Annotated in this window: 16 protein-coding genes and 2 tRNA genes; 7 read left to right on the top strand and 11 right to left on the bottom strand. The window is 65.8% G+C overall.

What is annotated here, in order from left to right; all coding sequences use genetic code 11:
• Positions 1-11: 11 nt before the first annotated feature.
• Positions 12-767, bottom strand: a complete 756-nt coding sequence (locus JOE41_RS14635) for an HAD family hydrolase (RefSeq protein ID WP_209752769.1) — start codon at positions 765-767, stop codon at positions 12-14.
• Between the two features lie 238 nt (positions 768-1005).
• On the opposite strand from JOE41_RS14635, the gene JOE41_RS14630 reads away from it, so the two are divergent.
• Positions 1006-1078 (top strand) — tRNA-Thr (locus tag JOE41_RS14630).
• Positions 1079-1356: 278 nt separating this feature from the next.
• Here JOE41_RS14630 and JOE41_RS14625 read toward each other — a convergent pair.
• The gene (locus JOE41_RS14625) at positions 1357-1668 is read right to left on the bottom strand and encodes a hypothetical protein (RefSeq protein ID WP_043430305.1); all 312 of its coding nucleotides are present in this window, start codon (positions 1666-1668) and stop codon (positions 1357-1359) included.
• Positions 1669-1918: 250 nt separating this feature from the next.
• On the opposite strand from JOE41_RS14625, the gene JOE41_RS14620 reads away from it, so the two are divergent.
• Positions 1919-3166, top strand: a complete 1248-nt coding sequence (locus tag JOE41_RS14620; RefSeq protein WP_209752768.1) for an MFS transporter — start codon at positions 1919-1921, stop codon at positions 3164-3166.
• Here the strand turns inward: JOE41_RS14620 and JOE41_RS14615 are convergent.
• A complete protein-coding gene (locus JOE41_RS14615; RefSeq protein ID WP_209752767.1) occupies positions 3104-5959 on the bottom strand; it encodes a cation-translocating P-type ATPase in 2856 nt (951 codons plus the stop codon). The two genes, JOE41_RS14620 and JOE41_RS14615, sit on opposite strands and share 63 nt — an antisense overlap.
• 81 nt (positions 5960-6040) lie before the next feature.
• Positions 6041-6535, bottom strand: a complete 495-nt coding sequence (locus JOE41_RS14610) for a hypothetical protein (protein WP_209752766.1) — start codon at positions 6533-6535, stop codon at positions 6041-6043.
• An 85-nt stretch (positions 6536-6620) separates the two neighbouring features.
• Here JOE41_RS14610 and JOE41_RS14605 point away from each other — a divergent pair, with 85 nt between their 5' ends.
• On the top strand, positions 6621-7583 hold the full coding sequence (locus tag JOE41_RS14605) for a hypothetical protein (protein ID WP_209752765.1): 963 nt from the start codon (positions 6621-6623) through the stop codon (positions 7581-7583).
• Positions 7584-7623: 40 nt separating this feature from the next.
• Positions 7624-7860, top strand: a complete 237-nt coding sequence (locus JOE41_RS14600; RefSeq protein ID WP_043429357.1) for a hypothetical protein — start codon at positions 7624-7626, stop codon at positions 7858-7860.
• Between the two features lie 117 nt (positions 7861-7977).
• Here the strand turns inward: JOE41_RS14600 and JOE41_RS14595 are convergent, their stop codons facing one another.
• From JOE41_RS14595 to JOE41_RS14565, 7 genes are all read right to left on the bottom strand, one after another.
• Positions 7978-8823, bottom strand: a complete 846-nt coding sequence (locus tag JOE41_RS14595; RefSeq protein ID WP_011690552.1) for an aldo/keto reductase — start codon at positions 8821-8823, stop codon at positions 7978-7980.
• A 117-nt stretch (positions 8824-8940) separates the two neighbouring features.
• Positions 8941-9396, bottom strand: a complete 456-nt coding sequence (locus JOE41_RS14590) for a hypothetical protein (protein WP_209752764.1) — start codon at positions 9394-9396, stop codon at positions 8941-8943.
• 7 nt (positions 9397-9403) lie between these two features.
• On the bottom strand, positions 9404-10027 hold the full coding sequence (locus JOE41_RS14585; protein ID WP_011690550.1) for a bacterial proteasome activator family protein: 624 nt from the start codon (positions 10025-10027) through the stop codon (positions 9404-9406).
• Between the two features lie 151 nt (positions 10028-10178).
• Positions 10179-10370 carry a YbdD/YjiX family protein gene (locus JOE41_RS14580; RefSeq protein ID WP_011690549.1) on the bottom strand — a complete coding sequence of 64 codons (192 nt, stop codon included), beginning with the start codon at positions 10368-10370 and terminating at the stop codon, positions 10179-10181.
• Positions 10371-10383: 13 nt separating this feature from the next.
• Positions 10384-12684, bottom strand: coding sequence for a carbon starvation CstA family protein (locus JOE41_RS14575; RefSeq protein WP_011690548.1), 2301 nt, complete (start codon positions 12682-12684; stop codon positions 10384-10386).
• Positions 12685-12835: 151 nt separating this feature from the next.
• Positions 12836-13375: a PadR family transcriptional regulator gene (locus JOE41_RS14570; protein WP_011690547.1), complete on the bottom strand. Its 540-nt coding sequence runs from the start codon at positions 13373-13375 to the stop codon at positions 12836-12838.
• A gap of 135 nt (positions 13376-13510) precedes the next feature.
• Positions 13511-14494, bottom strand: coding sequence for an NAD(P)H-quinone oxidoreductase (locus JOE41_RS14565; protein ID WP_011690546.1), 984 nt, complete (start codon positions 14492-14494; stop codon positions 13511-13513).
• Positions 14495-14618: 124 nt separating this feature from the next.
• Here JOE41_RS14565 and JOE41_RS14560 point away from each other — a divergent pair.
• The 3 genes from JOE41_RS14560 to JOE41_RS14550 all read left to right on the top strand — a co-directional run bounded on the left by JOE41_RS14560 (position 14619) and on the right by JOE41_RS14550 (position 20640).
• A tRNA-Ser gene (locus JOE41_RS14560) sits at positions 14619-14706 on the top strand.
• Positions 14707-14877: 171 nt separating this feature from the next.
• Positions 14878-15699, top strand: coding sequence for a VOC family protein (locus tag JOE41_RS14555; protein WP_209752763.1), 822 nt, complete (start codon positions 14878-14880; stop codon positions 15697-15699).
• Between the two features lie 363 nt (positions 15700-16062).
• The gene (locus tag JOE41_RS14550; RefSeq protein ID WP_209752762.1) at positions 16063-20640 is read left to right on the top strand and encodes an ExeM/NucH family extracellular endonuclease; all 4578 of its coding nucleotides are present in this window, start codon (positions 16063-16065) and stop codon (positions 20638-20640) included.
• The last annotated feature ends 230 nt before the right edge of the window (positions 20641-20870 follow it).

Genomic DNA, 20870 nt, shown 5'->3' with positions numbered 1-20870 from the left:
CGCCTGACGGCCTACGCGGACCGGGGTTCCAGCAGCAGCGGCAGCTCACGGATGGACGGCACGACGGCGGTGGCCCCCGCCGCCCGCAGCGCCGGCTCCCCGTGTGCACCAGTGAGGACCCCGGCCACCGTGGTGGCACCGGCCCGCAGTCCCGATTCGATGTCCGCGCAGCTGTCACCCACGACGGCAACCCTCCGGACGTCGTCCAGGTCCAGCGCCAGGACGGCCGTCAGGATCATGTCCGGATAGGGCCTGCCCCTCCCTGCATCGGCCGGGCAGAGGCTCAGGTCTGCCAGTCCCATCCAGCCAAGGCTCTCCAGCACCATGTTCTGCGTGTGGCGGCCGAATCCGGTGGCAAGGCAGACCATGACGCCTGCTTCGCGCAGCCAGCCAATGGCGTCCTCGGCGCCGGGAACCGCCCGAATGATGCCGTCCGATATCAGGTCATCGCAGCTGCGCTCGAAGAAAGTGTTCGCTGCCGCGGCCCTCGACCGCTCCTCGAAAAGGTGGTTGAAGACGGCAAGTTTTGACATCCCGGCGGTGTCCCTGGCGTACCGAAGCATGCGCTCAAACTCCGCAGAGCCTTCCGCCACGCCCTGGTCGGCCAGGGTGCGGGTCATGGCACGCTCCAGCAGGCCGCCGTCGAACACTGTGGTTCCCACCATCGCCAGCACGGCCAGCCGGATGCCGTGGGCGGCACCCGGCAGCGTGGGATCCAGCACGGAGGCTGCTTGCCGTTCGGATGTGTCTGCTGTGTCCGGAGTCATGGCCCAAAGCCCCTTCGCTGAGAAGCGGACGCCGACGCGGCCGCGTTTGGTCGTTCCACAGTGCAAGCGCTCCCGGACACCCGGCTGAACCCGCCCCGACTGCCGGGTGAACATCCAGACAACGTCCGAGACGGCGATCCTGCGGGCGGATGAATGCCTCATTTTGACCCGGGCAAGGGACTCTATTACAGTTGTCTCTTGCATGATCCGCCCGGTTCTTCCGGGAATTTCATGCGGTGCTTCCTTAGCTCAGTCGGTAGAGCGTTTCACTCGTAATGAAAAGGTCATCAGTTCGATTCTGATAGGAAGCTCGGGAAGAACCCCGTATTGTCGCTGGTTCGGCGATGATGCGGGGTTTTTTACTGGCTAATATCTGGTCGCCGTCTGAGGTCGAGGCGACCTTAAGGCACGCAAAGAGCCCAGGGAACTGCCCGCGTGATGCGCGACCAGACGTCGGCCGGCCACGTGAAGGATCCAGCCGGGCAAGGAAATGACGATCACCCGGCAGCGATCTCCTGGTCGACGACAGTTCCGTTGGTGAACACGCTTGGTCTGCCGGTCTGCTGCCATACGCGCGTCAGGCGCCCCGTCACCGGCGTCTGAACGTGACCCCTCCGATGAGCCCTGCCAGGGCTGCCGGCAGGGCGAACAGGCCAAAGACCTGCGGCATCAACGACGGCGGCGTGGTGATCATCGTGGCCAGGCCCACGAGTGCCACCGGCGCCGCAACGCAAAGCGTGACCCAGAGCGGATACTGCCGGATCTGTGACCAGACGGCGGCGGCAATGGACGCTGCCGACCCCGCGAGCATGAACAGCCTGCCGACTCGCAGCCGCTCCACAAACTCGGGCACCGGCTCGTAGGCGAACAGCATTGTCCGCTCCAGAGAAATGCCCGTCATGATGATGGAGAATCCGACCAACGCTGCCCACGGCAACGCACGCCCCCTCCACCACCGGCGGACAACGTAGCGTTCGCCACTCGGTGAGTTCGTCACCCTGTGATCTTATCCGTTGGCCGGTCCACGGCGACTGGCAAAAACCGGAGCTATTGTATTCCCGCGGGCCGTCCGAAACCCTTGAGCTGTGAAACCGCATCGTTCTGGCCATGCTGCTCCAGACAGCCCGCCGCTGCCGGGTTCACCATGGAGAATGGTGCTTGGATTCGGGCTGGTCAGCCTGGCCGTCGACGCCGTGTCCGACGGCGCACGTCCCCTCGCCGGCCCCCTGCTGGCCCAACTGGGTGCCTCCGCTTTGGTGGTCGGGCTGGTCACCGGCGCCGCCGAGGCCGCAGCCCAGGGGCTCCGGCTGCTCTTCGGCCCATGGGCGGACCGTACTGGTAAGTACTGGACTTTCACGATTGCCGGCTATGCACTGACCGTCCTGTGTGTTCCCTTACTCGCTGTTACCCCTGTTGTGGGTGCCGCGGGGCTGGTGCTGGCGTCCGCCCTGATCATTGGCGACCGCGTTGGCAAGGCCGTACGCAGCCCTGCGAAGACTGTCCTGCTCGCCTCCGTTGCCGGGCCGGTCGGGCGGGGACGCGGTTTCGCCGTCCACAAGTCACTGGACCTTGCCGGCGCATTTGCGGGGCCCCTGATCGCCTCCGCGGTCATCGCGGCCACCGGGTCACTGTGGCCGGCCTTTGCAGTGCTGGCCATTCCGGGGGCCCTTGCCATGGCCCTCCTGTTCCGGATGCGGGGCCGCGTACCGGAACCCCAGCGAACGGCAGAGCAGCTGGTGACGCCGGTATTGCCGGATGCGCCGGACACCCCGGGCGGCCTGAAACCTGCTGACACGCCGGCGGGACGCCTTCCCGGGGTGTTCCTCCTCTTCGCCCTCTCCGCCTTCTTCTGGAGTGCGGGCCTGGTGGCCTTCGGTGTCATCGCATTCCATCTGACGGCCGCGGTTGATGTCCCTGTGTCCGCAGTCCCGCTGGTTTACGCGGCTGCCATGGCTGCGGCAGCGCTGGGAGCCCTCGCCAGCGGATACGGCTACGACCGCGCCGGCGGTGCCGTGCTCCTGGTCCTGCCGGTCCTGGTCGCTGTGATCCCGGTACTGGCGTTCTCCGTGAGTACCGGACCGGTGCTGGCCGGGGTCCTCGTGTGGGGAGCCGCCACGGGCATTCAGGACTCAACCGTGAAGGCGCTGGTTGCCGATCTGGTGGTGCCTGCCAGGCAGGGCACAGCCTATGGAATCTTTGCCGCCTTCGAAGGAGGCGGCGCACTCGCCGGCGGAGCCTTGTACGGCGCGCTCTACGGCACCCGTCCGGCGCTCATTGCCGCCGTGGCGGTCCTTCAGGCAGTGGCGATGGTTCTGGTGGTAGCCACTGTGGTCCGGTCACGCCGCCGCCCCGGTGCGGAGACGGGCCCCGGCGCGGAACCGGGCCCGGAGCCTGAATGACAGCTTCCGGAGTTCACCAAAAGCAAGCACCGCGGACGCCAGCAGAACGCACATTCCCCAGTGGCGGGCATCCATGGACTCCGTCCCGAAGGCCCCCTGCAGAAACGGCACCTCAACCACGGCGACCTGGAGAACAACGGCCACTGCGACCGCGCCCCACAGCCACTTGTTGACGAAAAGTCGGTGAAAGGCGCTGGAGGTCTCGGAACGGGAGTTGAACGCGTTGAACAGCTGGGCGAACACCAGGGTGGTGAACCCGGCGGTACGCGCCACCTGCAGGGAATCATCGCCGTCCACCAGCCCGCCCGGCAGGAAAATGTCGATGCTGAGCAGGGACGCAAGCCCCATGACAAGGCCCACCGACAGGATTCCGGACCACATCCGCCGCCCGATGATGCGATCCGTGGCCTGACGGGGTTTTCGGGCCATGACGTCGTCGATTTCCGGGTCCACGCCCATGGCGAGCGCCGGCCCGGAGTCCGTCACCAGGTTGATCCAGAGGATCTGGGTGGCGAGCAGGGGCAGCGCAACGGCTTCACCGGGGGCGCCGGCCAGTCCCAGCGCCCCGGCAAAAACGACGCCGAGGAACACTGTGAACACCTCGCCCATGTTGGAGGACAGGAGGTAGCGAAGGAATTTTTCGATGTTCTCGAAGATGATCCGGCCCTGGCGGACGGCCGCGACAATGGTGGCGAAGTTGTCATCGGCCAGGATCATCTTGGACGCTTCCTTAGTCACCTCGGTCCCGGCGATGCCCATCGCAATGCCAATATCCGCAGACTTCAGCGCCGGCGCATCGTTGACTCCGTCCCCCGTCATGGCCACCACGTTGCCCTGCGCCTGGAGCGCATCAATGATCTGCAGTTTGTTCTGCGGGGCCACCCGCGCATAAACCGATGCGGAAGCGGTGACGGCACGCAGCCCTTCCTCATCCAGCGCATCAAGCTCCGCCCCGGTGACAGCATGCTCCCCCGCTTGCGCTATCCCCAGGTCGCCGGCAATCCGTGCCGCACTGAGCGGGTGGTCTCCGGTGATCATCAGCACCCGTATCCCCGCGTGCTGGGCGGCGGCCACCGCGGCGGCAGCCTCAGCCCGGGGAGGGTCGATGATGCCCACGACTCCGAGGTACACGAGCGTGCTTTCATCAGCTTCGTCCAGCACCTCGAGTTCGTGCCTGTCCTCGTCCCCGTACCGGCGATAGGCCACGCCGAGCGTCCGGAAGGCCTGCGCGGACAAGGCATCCACCGCCGCGAGCGCCTGTTCCCGGCGCCTGTCGTCCAGCGGGATAATGCGCTCCCCTACCTGCAGCCCGGTGCAGCGTCCGAGCAGCACGTCAGGGGCACCTTTGGTGATAAGGGACAAAGTACCCAGCTCCTTATGGTGGGCCACCGCGGACATCAGCTTGCGCTCCGAGGTGAACGGCACCTCGCCGTGGCGTTCGTACTCGCCGACGCGCTCGGTAACCCCTTCGAGCTTGCGGGCCGCGACGAGGAAGGCAGCTTCGGTGGGGTCCCCCTGGATCTCCCACTCGCCGTCGTGCTCCCTCAGCTGTGCGTTGTTGGCGAAGGTGCCGCCGGCAAGGACCAGCCCGGCTTCAAGGAGCACAGCCGGATCAATATCGTCGCGGCCGTCCTGGCGGGCGCAGCCTTCGGGGCGGTAGCCGACCCCCGTCAGTTCCACCTCGCCCGAGGCCGTGACGATCCGGCCCACCGTCATCTCGTTCCTGGTCAGTGTGCCCGTCTTGTCCGAGGCGATCACCGTGGCGGAGCCGAGAGTCTCTACCGAGTGCAGTTGCTTGACGACGGCGTTATGGCGGGCCATGCGCTGGACACCCAACGCCAGCACTACGGAGAGGATGGCGGGCAATCCCTCCGGGACGGCCGCAACGGCCAGCGATACGCCGAGGAGCAGGACGGTCACCAGGTCGCCCAGTGAGGCAACTCCGTTCACCGCAATTACGGTGACCATTACGACGACGGCGATGACAATCACCGTGATGCCCAGCAGCCGGCTCACTCCCGCAATTTCCTTTTGGAGCGGCGTGGGCTCGGCGACCGTCCGTTCGAGCATGCCGGCGATGGCGCCGACCTCCGAATCCATGCCCGTTCCGGTCACTACTGCGCGGCCCACGCCCTGGGCGACGGCCGTGCCTTTGAACACCATGTTTACCCGCTCCCCCAGCGGGACGCTGCCGGCCAAGGTTCGAGGGTCCTTGAAGACGGGTTCGCTTTCTCCCGTCAGCGAGGCTTCGCTGACACGTAGCGATGTGGCGGTGAGCAGGCGGGCATCGGCGCCTACGGCGTCGCCTTCGCCCAGCGCGAGGATGTCTCCGCGGACGAGTCCGGCTGAGGGCACCGCCTTCAGCTCACCGTCGCGCAGCACCATGGAGTTGGCCGCAGTCATGACCTTCAGGGCAGCCACGGCGGTCTGGGCTTTGTTCTCCTGGACGAAGCCCAGTACCGCATTGAACAGGACCACGGCACTGATCACGAGGGCATCGACCGGAACGCCGTGGGCGCCTTCCACAGACCAGGCCACGACTGAAATTGCTATGGCTGCCAGCAAAAGGTAGATCAGCGGATCCTGGAACTGGGACAGGACCCGCCGCCACCACGGTTGCGGCGGTGCAGACTCGAGTTCGTTGGGACCATCGCGCGCCAGCCGGCGGGCAGCTTCGTCCGAGGCCAGGCCGGTACCAGGGTCAACGCCATAGGCGGCCACCGCCTCTTCGGCATCACGGAGGTGCCAGGGGCCGGCATCGTGGGATACCGCCTGGCGGGGAGCATCCGTCATGCCGCTGTCACCCGCATGCCCCCCACACTCACTCACCTGCCGGTGCGGCGCAAGGGGCCAAGGGCCCGACCCGGATTCGACTTAGCGGCCCGCCCACACCGACGCGGCGCCGGAGTGGCCGGTGATGATGCTCTGGTAGATCAACACCGCTCCCGCAACCGCTCCGGCGGCCAGCAGGGCAACCCGCACTGCTCGATTGCTCCGCAGGCGCCCCATGTAGCCCCGGGCACCCAGGAGGTCCAGCCGTCGGGCAAAAGGTTCGTAGGTGACCGCCAGCATCATCGCGACAACCACAAAGAAGGCCACGGCAAGATACTTCAGGAGGTCGCCCTGTTCAACGTGCTCATGGAGGAGGCGCGAGGCCGGCCTCGTCTTTTCCAACTGCTCGCCTGCCTGGGCGGTGACCAGTGTTAGCGGGACCAGCCCCAGGGACAGCACACCCAGCGGCCACGCCAGGGACTGTCGCGCGGACCGCCACACGCCGTACACGATGGACGCCAGCCCTGCGAGCGGAGCCAGGACCACGACGCCGTGGATGAGCAGGATATGGGCGGGCAGCCCGGCAATTTCGATCATTCGGTTTCCTCCACAACGACGTTGATACCCGGCGGTTTGTTGGGCTGACACGCTGACGCCTCCACCGGACCCCTATGATGCTCGCATGGGAGAGCAACAATTGGTGGAAATTGCCTCCGCACTCTACCGGCTTCCCCTCGAGGGATTCGTGGCGGCCCGGACAGTGGCGGCAAAGGCTGCCGCTGCGGACGGCGGGCGTGACCTTGCTGAGGCCGTCCGTGCACTGCCCAAGCCGTCCGCGGCCGCCTGGGCGGTGAACATGCTCGCTGTGTACCGCCCGGACTCGCTGCGGGAGCTCGCAGAGCTGGGAGCCGCCATGCGCAGGGCCCAGGAAGACCTCGACGCCGGTGCCCTCCGCACGCTCTCGCAGGAGCGTCGCCAGCTCCTCAGCCGCGTGATGGGAATTCTGCGTGAGGTGGCGGAACAGCGGGGGCGCAAACTGAGCGCCGCCGTCGCAGCGGAGGTCGAAGCGACCTTGCGGGCTGCCACCGTTGACGAGGGTGCGGAGGGAGCCGTGCGGAGCGGCCGGCTGCTCCGGGTGCTGTCGGCGGACGGAGTGGACCGGGTGGATCTCCGGGATGCCATGGCGGTCCCCGGCGGCCCCGCGCTGCCCTCAGAGCCGCCGTCGGACGCCGGCCCTTCCGAGGACGCCGCTCCGCCGGACAGGATCCCGACGGTTGCCTCCATTGAAAAACCGCGGTTGAAAGCGGTGGGGACGAAGCGCCCGGCTCCCACGCCGTCGGCCGTCGAACGCGCCGCGGCGCGCCTGGCCGAAGCTGAAGAGGCTGCCCGGTCGGCGGCAGAGGAAGCCCGGGCCCGCACAGCGGAATTCGAGGAAGCCGCCCAGGCCATGACACGGCTCGGCGAAGAAGCCCGCAGTCTTCGCGAGCGCCTCAAGAAGGTGGACGAGGAATTCGACCTGGCAAGGAAACAGAAGGCGGCCGCTGCCGCCCGGATGCAGTTGGCAGTCCGGGCCGCGGAAAAGGAACAGCGGGCGGAGGTTCTCGTCCGGGAGAGAATGCTCCGGCTTCGCAACACGCCGGACTGAGTGGCCCTTTACTGTCAGAGGCCGGTTGCACACTGGATTCATGGACAAGAACCTCAGCACCAGCCAGGCAACCACTCCGGGGCACCTCGGCGGCGACGCCGCGGGGCACCGGGAATTCCACGTCACCTACTTTGATGCCGACTGCGGCTTGATCCGCACGGAAATGTTCGACACCCTGCCGGAAGCAGAGCGGTTTGCCAGCCGGAACGCCTCCGACGAGGACGGCTGGGCTGTAATCGATGCTGTTCCGGCGGAGCAGGGACGGCTGGCAGCCTGAGTCAACGCAGGAGGCCCCGCACTGTGTGAGTGCGGGGCCTCCTGGCAGGGAACCCTTGAAGCTTGTGCCCGCGCCCTAAGCCCGGGCCCTGCAGCTCCTTAGGCGAAGTGCAGCCGCTTAGGCGAAGTCGGAAACGGCCGGGTCCGGGCCGATGCGGCCGGCGCCTTCAGCAGTCCGGTCCAGCCCGTTGACGGCCTGGATGTCTGCCTCGTCCAGAGTAACGTCCAGGGCAGCGTAGTTTTCGCGGATCCGGGACTCCGTGACGGACTTCGGAATCACCACGTTGCCGATGGCCAGGTGCCAGGCAATGACCACCTGGGCCGGCGTGGCATTGTGCTTGGCCGCGATCTCCGCGATGGCCGGGTGCTCCAGGAGCTCGCCGCCCTGGCCCAGCGGCGACCATGCCTGGGTGAGGATGCCCTTGGACGCGTTGAATTCCCGCAGTTCGGCCTGGTTGAAGAACGGGTGCAGTTCAACCTGGTTGATGGCCGGGACAACACCGGTTTCATCGATGATCCGCTGGAGTCCCTCGGTGGTGAAGTTGGAGACACCGATGGACTTGACGCGGCCGCGCTTCTGGAGCTCGATGAGAGCCTTCCAGGTGTCCACGTACTTGTCCTGCTGCGGCTGCTGCCAGTGGATGAGGTAAAGGTCCAGGGTTTCGAGGCCGAGGCGTTCCATGGACGCTTCAAAGGCCGCGAGGGTGGATTCGTACCCCTGGTCGGCATTCCACAGCTTGGTGGTGATGAAGATGTCCTCCGGCTTCAATCCGGAGCGCTCGATGGCGCGGCCCACGCCTGCTTCGTTGCCGTAGATCTTGGCGGTGTCGATGTGGCGGAAGCCGGCTTCGAAAGCCTGGACCACTACCTTTTCCGCTACGTCGTCCTCGACCTGCCACACTCCGTAGCCAAGCTGGGGAATGGTGTTGCCGTCGTTGAAAGTCAGTTCAGGAGAAAAAGTCATTACTTCATACTGCCAACCGCAGCACCGTCCGGCCAGCAAAAACGGCTGGCTAAGCTAGGCGCTTAACCGGGAATAGCCAGCCTGTCTGCCAGCTCGCGGGATTGGTTCTCCTGTCCCCTACGATTCCGGCGGCTGCTCGGAAAGGCGACGCTCGGCGTCGGCGATCTGTTCAAAGACCGAATCCGCCCGGCGGCGGACCGAGGCTGCACCTACCGGGACAGGACCGACGGCGAGTCGGAGCATCGCCGCGGCCTCAGCCGTGGTGGCGAGCGAGTTGCCTGCTTTGGACAGCGACCGGTGCACGCCCGCCAATGCTCCCGGGATGTCCAGCCCCTCGCTGGGTGAACGCCGCTGGGCTTCGACGCAGACCTGCCGGACCCGCACCGAGAGCGCGGAAAGGTCGTTCGCGATCTCCACCAGCTCGGCATACAGCCGGTCATCCTCGACGCCTTCCAGGACCTGATGGAACCGGTCGAGGCCGCGAAGGAAACGGTCATGGGCGCGGCGCCACAGCCCTTTGCCGAGCTCGGCGTCGTCCTTGCGCCCCTGGCGGGCGGCTGCGAAAAATGCCACGCGGAACCTAGAGGTACTGGCCGGGACCGTGGTCCGGGTCCTCCGGCGCTCCTGCCCGTTCCCCGGCGGGGTGAGGTGCCCGGGCACGCTGCGGCTCGCCGTCCTCGCCGATCACGACGCCGGGCGCGATCACGGTGCCCGGCGGCAGCTGGCGCAGCTGCCGCTGCGCCACGGCGTGATCGCGGGCGGCGTGCTGCGCGGCAATGGCGGTCTGGATGCCGTGGAACAGCCCTTCCAACCAGCCCACCAGCTGGGCCTGGGCAATGCGCAGTTCCGCATCAGACGGCGTGGCCTGTTCCGGAAACGGCAGGCTGATCCGTTCCAGCTCTGCGACGAGTTCCGGCGCCAGACCGTCCTCGAGTTCCTTGATGGAGCGTTCGTGGATCGCTGCGAGGCGGCCGCGCGCGGCTTCATCCAAGGGCGCGGACTTCACTTCATCCAGCAGCTGCTTGATCATGGTGCCGATCCGCATCACCTTGGCGGGCTCGTCCACCAGGTCCTGGAGGTTGCTCCCCTTGGGCCGGGGCCCGACTTCCGCGTTCGCCGCCGGACCGGACGGGGCCGCGTCGTCGATAGTGGTGCCCTCTACAGGGTCTTCAACAGCAGGCTGAGTGTCGTTCGGATCGCTCATGGGTTCATACTCTCACGAGCCGCCAGCGCCAGCGCCAGTCAATTAGCCCAGTTGACCCGAACGCAACCGGCAGTGCCCCGGAAAGGCCAGGGGCGCCGTCGGACTTTAACTGTCCGGCGGCGCCCCTGGCGCAAGTGTGCTTAGCAGCCCTTCAACAGCAGCGGCCTTGGGGATTGCTGTCCTGGCGGTCCGTGTGGTCCCGCCAGAACTCCCGCTCGGTCATGGGCGCGTCCTCATGTCCCGAGGCCGCGTGGTGCTCCAGGTACTTCGCATAGGCGTCCGCACCCATCACTCCGCCGAAGTACCGGGCGAAGCCACGGAAACCTTCGAGGATCGCGTTCATGACCGGCTTCCCATCAGTGGTGTGCTGGCTTTTCGAGACGCAGCTCGGCGGGAAGTTTGTTCCATTCGCCCACGAGCTCCCGTTCGGCCGCCGTGGGTATGAATCCCGCTGGAGCATACGTCCGGGAAGGCACGGCCGGGTCCTCGTGGTCCGTGTGGGCGATGCCGTCGCGTGCGTTGCGGAACGCCTTTGCGGTTGCCACGATCGCCGTCATGATGACAATGATGCTCAGCACCACGAAGATCACCGACAGCCAGCCCTGGATCATGGTGTTGCGCACCACGGCTTCCATGGCCGCGACGGTCTTGGCCGTGCCGAATTCCTTCTTGCCGTCAGCCAGCGCCTTGGCGAACGCCGCGTTGTTGGCGAAGTAACCTACCGCCGGAACAGGAGAGAAAATCTTCTGGAAGCTGGCGGTGATGGTGACGACTGCTGCAAAAGCCAGCGGAAGCGCGACAATCCAGAGGTACTTGAACGAGGCCCGCCTGGCGGCGATGGCCATGCAGACAGACAGCGCGATAGCCGCGAGCAGCTGGTTGGCTATGCCGAACAGCGGGAACAGCGTGTTGATACCGCCCAGCGGGTCGGTGACGCCCATCAGCAGCACCGCACCCCAGGCGCCCACCATGATGGCCGTGCAGAGCCAGGCTCCCGGCCGCCACGAGTGTTCCTTGAACTTGGGAATGAAGTTGCCGATGGAATCCTGCAGCATAAAGCGGGCCACGCGGGTGCCGGCATCCACGGCGGTCAGGATGAACAGCGCCTCGAACATGATGGCGAAGTGGTACCAGAACGCCATCATCGCCGTGCCGCCGATGAACTGCTGCATGATGTGGGCCAGGCCCACAGCAAGGGTGGGTGCACCGCCCGTGCGCGACACGATGCTTTCCTCGCCGACATTCCTGGCGGTCTCAGCCAGGAGGTCCGGAGTGAGGTTCACACCGGCAAGGCCCAGGCTGTTGACCCAGGTGGCAGCGGTTTGCACCGTGCCACCGGTCAGGGCGGCCGGGGAGTTCATGGCGAAGTACAGCCCGCGGTCGATGGAGATGGCTGCGACGAGGGCCATGATGGCCACGAAGGATTCCATCAGCATGCCGCCGTAGCCGATCAGGCGCGCTTGGCGTTCCTTTTCGATCAGCTTCGGGGTGGTGCCGGAGGCAATCAGTGCGTGGAAGCCGGACAGCGCGCCGCAGGCAATCGTGACGAATAGGAACGGGAAGAGCGCCCCGGGGAACACGGGCCCGTTCTCCCGGCTCGCGAATTCGCTGAACGCCGGAACGCTGATTTCGGGCCGGACCACGATGATGGCCAGCGCCAGCATGACGATCACGCCGATCTTCATGAACGTGGAGAGGTAATCCCTGGGAGCCAGCAGGAGCCACACCGGCAGGATGGCGGCGATGAAGCCGTAGACAACCAGGCCCCATGCGATGGTGACCTTGTCCAGAGTGAAGAACGCTGCGCCCCACTCCGTTCCGGCCACGGCGCCGCCGCCGATGATGGCAGCCATCAGCAGCACGAAGCCGATCAGCGACACTTCCAGGACCTTGCCGGGCCTAAGAACGCGGAGGTACACGCCCATAAAGAGGGCGATGGGGATTGTCATGCCGACGGAGAAAACGCCCCAGGGGCTTTCGGCCAGTGCGTTCACGACGACGAGGGCCAGGATGGCCACGATGATCACCATGATCAGCAGAGTGGCGATGAGGGCTGCGGTGCCCCCGATCACGCCAAGTTCCTCACGGGCCATCTGGCCCAGCGAGCGGCCTCCGCGGCGCATGGAGAAGAACAGCACGAGGTAGTCCTGCACCGCTCCGGCCAGCACGACGCCGATGATGATCCAGATGGTGCCGGGCAGGTAGCCCATCTGGGCCGCAAGGACAGGGCCGACAAGCGGCCCGGCGCCGGCGATGGCCGCAAAGTGGTGGCCGAAGAGGACGTTGCGGTCCGTGCGGACGTAGTCCTTGCCGTCAGCTTTGTACTCCGCGGGTGTGGCCCGACGGTCATTGGGCTTGGTGATGTAGCGTTCGATCACCTTGGAGTAAAAGCGGTATCCGATCAGGTACGTGCAGACAGACGCGAAGACAAACCAGATTGCGTTGACTGTCTCGCCGCGGATGATCGCCAGCATGAACCAGGCAACGCCGCCAAGCAGGGCGATGGCCGCCCAGATGGCGATCTTCGCGGGTGTCCACTTGCGCTCTTCCGCCTCGAGGACCGTCTCGTCCACCGATGTTGGCGGAAGCTTTGGATCAGGCACCAGCGCGTCCTCCGATAATGCTGTCCGCGCCTTGCCATCCGGCATTTTGCCCATGTCTCCTCCTCGAGAACCCCAGCTGAATAGATCTCCCCTTCGCACCATACCAATGCCGGGGACGCACGGATACTGCTTTGGGACGGAGTGCCCTGCGCGCCTCGCCGAACGGTCGGAAGGCAGCGTTGAGTGGCAGGAAAAGGCGGTCCGGCTACGGGTTGGCCGGGGAATTCAGCTGCGCCATCCGCGCTTCGCAAAGGTCCAGCCACCGGACTTCGGCTTCGGTCTGGAAGATCAGCGAATCCAGCACGAGCAGCCAGGCGGTGTCCGCCCGGCGCTGGCTGGCTGAAGCGTCCCGACGGGACTTGGTGTAGTCCTGCAGGGCCTTCATTGACTCGCCGCGCTGGGCCTGGATAACAGCTGCGACGTCCACGCCGGGAATGGTCACGGCAAGGGCGAGCTTAATGGCGAGTTCGTTCCTGGGAGGGTTGCCGCGGCCAACGGGGGCTTGGAACCAGCTCGTGACTTCGCCCCGGCCTGCGTCCGTGATGCTGTAGATGACATGGCCCTCGCCGTCGCCGCCGTCGTTCCTGACCAGCCCGTCCCGTTCCAGACGGTCCAGCGTGGTGTAGACCTGCCCGATGTTCAGCGGCCAGGCGGAGCCGGTGCGATCCTCAAACTCAACCCTCAACTGGTACCCGTAACGGGGTTTGTCCTGGAGCAGGGCGAGGAGACTGTGGCGAATGGACATGCTGCCCCCTGATGTCGCAAAGACGACGGCATACACGCGCCCCCAAGACGCGTGCATACCGCGTATGGAATTACATTAGCGTCATTCAGCCGCCAAGGCAATACCGGGTATCCATCCACCGGCCGGAAGGTCCGGCTACATGACCAGCAGGACCTTCCCCACATGGTCGCCGGAGTCGAAGTATTCGTGGGCCGCGCGCACCTGGTCCAGCGGGAAGGTCCTGGCAACCAGAGGCCGGATGCGCCCGTCGGCAAGGAGCGGCCACACGGCTTCCCGGACGGCATTCATGATCACGCCCTTCTCCGCCACCGGACGCGGACGCAGGGCAGTGCCGATGATGGCGGCACGCTTACTCAGAAGCTTCCCAAGGTCCAGTTCCGCTTTGGTGCCACCCTGGAGCCCGATCACGATCAGCCGGCCATAGTCCGCCAGCGCGTCAACGTTCTGCCGGAGATACTTGGCTCCCACCACGTCCAGGATGACGTCGGCACCGTGTCCGCCGTTTTGTGCGCGGAGGGCTTCAGGAAAGTCCTCTTCGGTGTAATTGATGGCGATGTCCGCCCCGAGGAAGGCCTTGGCGGTACCAACCTTCTCCGCAGTTCCGGCCGTGGTGGCCACTATGGCGCCGAAGGCTTTGGCGAGCTGGATGGCCATGGTGCCGATGCCTCCGGTGGCGCCGTGGATCAGCACTGTCTCACCCGGCTGCAGCTGCGCCGTCATAATCAAATTCGAATAGACGGTGGCCGCCACTTCGGGGAGGGAGGCAGCGGTGACCAGATCCACGCCGTCGGGAATTCTCAGTACCTGTTCGGCAGGGACTGCCACCTGCTGCGCGTAGCCGCCGCCCGCCAGGAGTGCCACCACCCTGTCCCCAACGGAGAACGGCTTGGACACGTCGGGGCCAAAGCCCGCTATCCGGCCGGACACTTCCAGGCCAAGGATCTCCGACGCCCCGGGCGGCGGCGGGTAGAAACCCCGGCGCTGCTGGACATCGGCGCGGTTGAGGCCTGCGGCGACGACGTCGATCAGCACTTCGCCGGGGCCGGGAACCGGTGCCGGGACCTCGCGCACTTCGAGCACCTCTGGCCCGCCGGCCTCGCTAACGTAGACGGCCTTCATGGTGAACTCCCGATTCCTAGCTGCTTCCTGCCACAAAAATAGTGTGTGCAGCGGCGGCGCCTGCCCGCAAACACTCCGGACGGTTTTTGTCGCAGCCAACTGCCTATGAAACACTACTCGGTAAGGAAGGTTGTCCGAGCGGCCGAAGGAGCTGGTCTTGAAAACCAGTGTGCGGTAACCCCGTACCAAGAGTTCGAATCTCTTACCTTCCGCGAAGAATGCCCCGGGTCCTGAACCATCAGGATCCGGGGCATTTTCCGTTAAGGGAAAGTTTGGGCCGGGAGCATTGAAAGTGTCGGCGCTGCGGAATAGTGTCTGGTTTGTCTTCACTGACCAAGCCTTCTCCGCGGCCACGTCTGCCGCGGAAACCGACAGGAGCCACTATGCCCCGCCCTGACATCACTCCCGGCGCGCCCTGCTGGATCGACCTGATGACGTCTGACACCGACGGTGCCCGGCAGTTCTACGGCGGACTGTTCGGCTGGGACTTCCAGGCGGGCGACCAGGAAAAGTACGGCGGTTACATCACCGCCACAAAGAACGGCAAGTCGGTGGCCGGCATCATGCAGAAGGACGAAAGCCAGGCCGGGATGCCTGACGCCTGGTCCACCTACCTGCGTTCCGACGACGCCGCCGCCACGGCTGCCGCCGTCACCGAGCACGGCGGCCAGGTCTTCATGCCCCCGATGGACGTGCCGGAACAGGGGGTCATGGCAATCTTCGGCGATGCCACCGGCGCGGCCATCGGCGTCTGGCAGCCGCGCGAAATGACGGGCTACCAGCTCGTGGCCGAGCCCGGCACACCGGCATGGCACGAGCTTCACGCCAAGGACTATCCAGCCGCCGTCAAGTTCTACGAGGACGTCTTCGGGTGGGACACCGACGTCATGAGCGACACTCCCGAGTTCCGTTACACCACCCTTGGGGCGGGAGAAGCGGCGAAGGCGGGCATCATGGACGCCTCCGCGTACCTGCCGGCCGAAGTTCCGTCCAACTGGCAGGTCTACTTCGCCGTGGAGGACGCCGACGCCTCGATCGAAAAAGCCGTCAGCCTCGGCGCACAGTTGATCGACGGGCCGGACGACACCCCGTTCGGCCGGCTGGCAACCCTTGCCGACCCCACCGGGGCGATGTTCAAGATCGTGGCTGACACCGGGCAGGGAGCCGGCGATCCGGCCGAATCAGGAGATACCACCGGGGCCTGAAAAGTCCCCGGGATTTCATTTAAGTAAATTGATATAAAGAATACCGGCCAGCGGCTTCCATCGGAGCTACTGGCCGGTATTCTTTTGGCATGTCCGGCACATGGGGTGGGCCGGCATACGCACAAAACCAAAAACACTGTTGCCGGAACCGGGCCCATGCCGCCCCGTGGCCGGCAGCGAACGTTTCGCTGGGGGACGTCTCGCAGAATGCACGCTGAATCAACCGCACGTTCATTCGACCCTGTTTTGCTGTGCCGGAAACTACTTGACCAGGAGTAAAGTCCGGGCCCTTCGTCCGCGCCACAAAGCCGGACACATTCCACCGAGCCCATACCCGGGGCACCCTAATGAGAGTTAGAGCGGATGAAACGCACACCATGGAAAATTGCGCTGGGCACGGCGTTGTCAGCGGGGCTCATCGCAGCTCCCCTGGCTTCCGTCCCGGCGTTTGCAGTGGAGGTCTCACCGGCCGCTGCAGGCACCTCCCCCGTCGTCATCAACGAGGCTTACCTCAGCGGCGGAAGCGCGGGAGCAGCCTACAAGAACAAGTTCGTAGAGCTGTACAACACGTCTGACACGCCGGTAACCCTGGACGGCTGGTCCCTGCAGTACCGCGCCTCCGGGGGCACCACCGCACCGTCCGCCACGGCTCCCCTCGCCGGCACCATCCCGGCCAAGGGGTACTACCTGCTCAAGGGCGGCAGCAACGGCACCGTCGGACTGGATCTGCCCGCCGCCGATGTGACTGCCACAGGCTTCAACCCGGCAGGCGCGGGCGGCACGATCGTCCTGGCCAAGCAGTCCACAACCCTGAACCCGCTGGCCACCGGCTCGGTAATCGAGCCTGCCAACGTTGCGGACCTGCTGGGCTACGGGACCTCCAACACATTCGAGACCAAGGCCGCTGCGGCCCCGGGAAGCAACACCGACGTCAAGAGCCTGAACCGCAGCGGCGGCCTGGACAGCAACAACAACTCCGCCGATTTCACGCTTAACGCCGCCATTACCCCGACCCCCGCCGGTGGCAGCGCGGATCCGGTGGATCCCGATCCCGTGGATCCCCCGACGGCACCCGCCACCAGGACAATCGCCGAAATCCAGGGATCCGGCACGGCCAGCCAGTTCGTCGGCACCTCCGTCACCACCCGAGGCAAGGTCACCGCGGCGTACCCCACCGGCGGCTTCGCCGGCTTCTACCTCCAGACCCCCGGAACCGGCGGCGACCTGACGCCGGCCAACCACACGGCGTCGGACGCCATCTTCGTCTACTCGCCCGCAACGGTAGGCTCCGTCGCGATCGGTGACTACGTCGAAATCACCGGGACCGTTGCCGAGTTCTACGGGATGACCCAGGTGAACGTGGCGGATGCTGCCGGCCTGAAGAAGCTCAACGAGGCGGTCCCGGAAGTGAAGTCCACCGGCTTCGCCCTCCCGGCGGACGAAGCCTTCCGCGAGTCCCTCGAAGGCATGCTGCTGACACCGCAGGGACCTGTGACGGTCACCGACAACTACTCCCTGAACCAGTACGGCGAAATCGGCCTTGCCGGCGGGACGACCCCGCTCGAGCAGCCCACCGCCGTCGCCCCTTACGGCTCTGCCGAATACACGGCAACCGTGGCGGCCAACGCCGCCCGCGGCATCAAGCTCGACGACGGTGCCACTACCAATTTCCTGAAAGATGCCACCACCAAGGCCCAGGTCCTGCCGTACCTGACCGCCGCGGAGCCCGTCCGCGTCGGCTCCCCCGTGACGTTCCAGACCGACGTGGTGCTCAGCTACGCCAACAACTCCTGGAAGTTCCAGCCGCTGACCCACCTGACGCCGGAAAACGCCAGCATCATCCAGCCCGCAACCTTCGGCGCAACCCGTGCCGAAGCACCCGCCGCCGTCGGAGGCACCCTGAAGATTGCCTCCTTCAACGTGCTCAACTACTTCCCCACCACCGGTGACATGCTGGCCGGCTGCACCTTCTACACCGACCGCGACGGCAACCCCATCACCGTCCGCGGCGGCTGCGACGCCCGCGGTGCAGCCAACGCCGAGAACCTCAAGCGCCAGCAGGACAAGATCGTGGCGGCCATCGGCAAGTCCGGCGCCGACGTCGTCTCCCTGATGGAGGTTGAGAATTCGGCTCAGTTCGGCAAGGACCGCGACGATGCCCTGGCCAAGCTGGTGGAAGCCCTGAACATTCCCACACCGGGAATCTGGGACTACGTCCGCACGCCCGCCAACGCTCCGCCGCTGGCTGACGAGGACATGATCCGCACAGCGTTCATCTACAAGAAGGCAGCTGCGGAACCGGTGGGCGAATCCGTCATCCACAACGACACCGTGGCTTTCGCCAGTGCCCGCAAGCCGCTCGCCCAGGTGTTCAAGCCGGTTGGCGCGTCCGATGACAAGAAGTTCATCGCCATCGCCAACCACTTCAAGTCCAAGGGCTCGGCCGCAACTCCTGAAGACACCGACAAGGGCCAGGGCGCCTCGAACCTTGCCCGCACCGAGCAGGCCAAGTCGCTCCTCGCATTCTCGAACGACCTCCAGGCCTCAAAGGGCACGGACAAGGTCTTCCTGATGGGCGACTTCAACGCCTACGCCAAAGAAGACCCCATCAACGTCCTCACGGCCGCCGGCTACATCAACCAGGACGAGAAGGCGCGGAATGCCGACGGCTCCGCCAAGCACTCCTACCTGTTTGGCGGCCTGGTGGGTTCCCTCGACCACGTCCTCGCCACGCCGGGTGCGGACTCGGTGGTCAGCGGGGCCGACATCTGGAACATCAACTCCGTGGAGTCCGTGGCGCTGGAGTACAGCCGGTATAACAACAACGTGACCAACTACTATGCGCCGGATCAGTTCCGGGCCAGCGACCACGATCCCGTGGTGGTGGGCCTTGATCTGCCCGCCGTACCTGTCCTGCCGCCGAGCGTTGACCTGAACTTCCTGGGCATCAACGATTTCCACGGCCGCATCGACTCCAACACGGTCCTGTTCGCCGCCACCATCGAAAAGCTCCGGGAGGCGGCCGCCCCCGGCGCCACGGCCTTCCTGTCTGCAGGCGACAACATCGGGGCCTCGCTGTTCGCGTCCGCCGTTGCCAAGGACCAGCCCACCATCGACGTGCTGAACTCCCTGGAACTGCGCACGTCCGCCGTGGGCAACCACGAGTTCGACGGCGGCTGGGCGGACCTCCGCGACCGCGTCATCGCCGGCGGGACGAATGCCAGTTTCCCGTACCTCGGTGCCAACGTGTACAAGAAGGGCACCACCGAACCGGCCCTGCCTGAATACACGGTGCTGGAGTTGAACGGCGTCAAGGTTGCGGTGATCGGCACTGTCACCCAGGAAGTGCCGTCGCTGGTCACCCCGGCAGGCATCACCGACCTTGAATTCGGCGATCCGGTGGACGCGATCAACCGCGTTGCCGCGAAGATCACCGCCGAAAAGCTCGCCGACGTCATCATCGTGGAAGATCACGACGGCGCCGGATCCGGCACCCCGGACGGCTCCACTTTGGAGCAGGAAGTCGCTGCCGGCGGTCCTTTCGCCAGGCTGGTCAACGAAACCTCTCCCGAGGTGGACGCCATCTTCACCGGTCACACCCACAAGCAGTACGCCTGGGACGCTCCGGTGCTCGATGCCAACGGACAGCCGACCGGCAAAACACGCCCCATCGTGCAGACCGGCAGTTACGGCGAGTTCATCGGCCAGATCCAGCTGACAGTCGACACTGCCACCATGCAGGTATCCGGCTACAAGGCCGGCAACGTCAAGCGCACCGTTCCCACCACCACCGAGACGGCCGCTGACCTCGTGGCCAGGTACCCGCGGGTGGCGGCAGTCAAGACGGTTGTCGACAAGGCGTTGGCAGACGCCGCGGTGATCGGCAACCAGCCGGTCGGAAAGGTCACTGCCGATATAACCACCGCCTTCACGCCCGCCACGGCAACCAGTCCGGCGTCCCGTGATGACCGCGCGAACGAATCCACCCTTGGCAACCTCGTGGCCGATTCACTCGTGGACGCCCTCGCGGCACCGGACCTCGGCACCGCCGAAATCGGCGTCGTGAACCCCGGCGGACTGCGCAACGAGCTGTACTACGCGCCGGACGGGACCATCTCCTACGCGGAGGCGAACGCCGTACTCCCGTTCGTGAACAACCTCTGGACCACGTCCCTGACCGGGGCACAGTTCAAGACGCTCCTGGAACAGCAGTGGCAGACCAACCCGGACGGCACAGTCCCGAGCCGCGCCTACCAGCAGCTGGGGTTGTCCAAGAACGTCAACTACACCTACGACGCCGCACGCGCCGCAGGGGACCGCATTACGTCCATCCGGGTCAACGGCTCACTCATCGAGCCGGCCAAGTCCTACCGGATCGGCACGTTCAGCTTCCTGGCAACCGGCGGCGACAACTTCCGGATCTTCAAGGAAGGTACCGGCACCAAGGACTCGGGCCTTGTGGACCGGGATGCCTGGATCAAGTACCTGCAGGAACACAACCCGGTATCGCCGGACTTTGCCCGCCGCACCGTGGCTGTCGTGAACACCACGGCCGCCGAGGTCAAGGGCGGGGACTCCATCACGCTGGCGGTTTCCAAGCTGGACCTCACCTCCCTGGGCAGCCCGGTCAACGCCTCGCTGGCGGCCTCTTTCACGGACGCCGCGGGCACGGTTACCCAGCTCGGCACCGTCCCGGTGTCCGGCGGAGCCGCGGCAGTGGACGTGAAAGTCCCGGCCGGCGCGGCTGCCGGCACCGGCACCCTGATGCTCACCGCTGCCGAGTCCGGGACCGTGGTCAAGGCCGCAGTTCAGATTGCCGACAGCGGCCCGGTGCCGCCGGTCTGCACAGCACCGGTACCGCCCACCAAGTGGTACGACTTTGCAGGCTGGATAAAGTACGGCCTGGCCTGGATCCAGTACCAGAAGTGCCTGAAAGGCTAGTTTCCCCGCCTTTCAGTAAATGAACGTGCCCCGCTCCGGGGCCGGGAACCCCTCGGATTCCCGGCCCCGGACGCGGGGCACGTTTCGTTTTGGCTGTGACGCTCTCTCACATCCTGCCGCTCTCCCTGCGACGCTCTCTCACATCCTGCCGCTCCCCCTGCGACGCTCTCTCACTGCGTTGAAGAAAGTGAGAGAGCGTGGGGAATTCAGCGGCAGGAACTGAGAGAGCG

It is taken from the genome of Arthrobacter sp. PvP103, assembly GCF_017833075.1.
Classification (GTDB): domain Bacteria; phylum Actinomycetota; class Actinomycetes; order Actinomycetales; family Micrococcaceae; genus Arthrobacter.
This window is presented reverse-complemented; position numbering and strand designations above follow the sequence as displayed.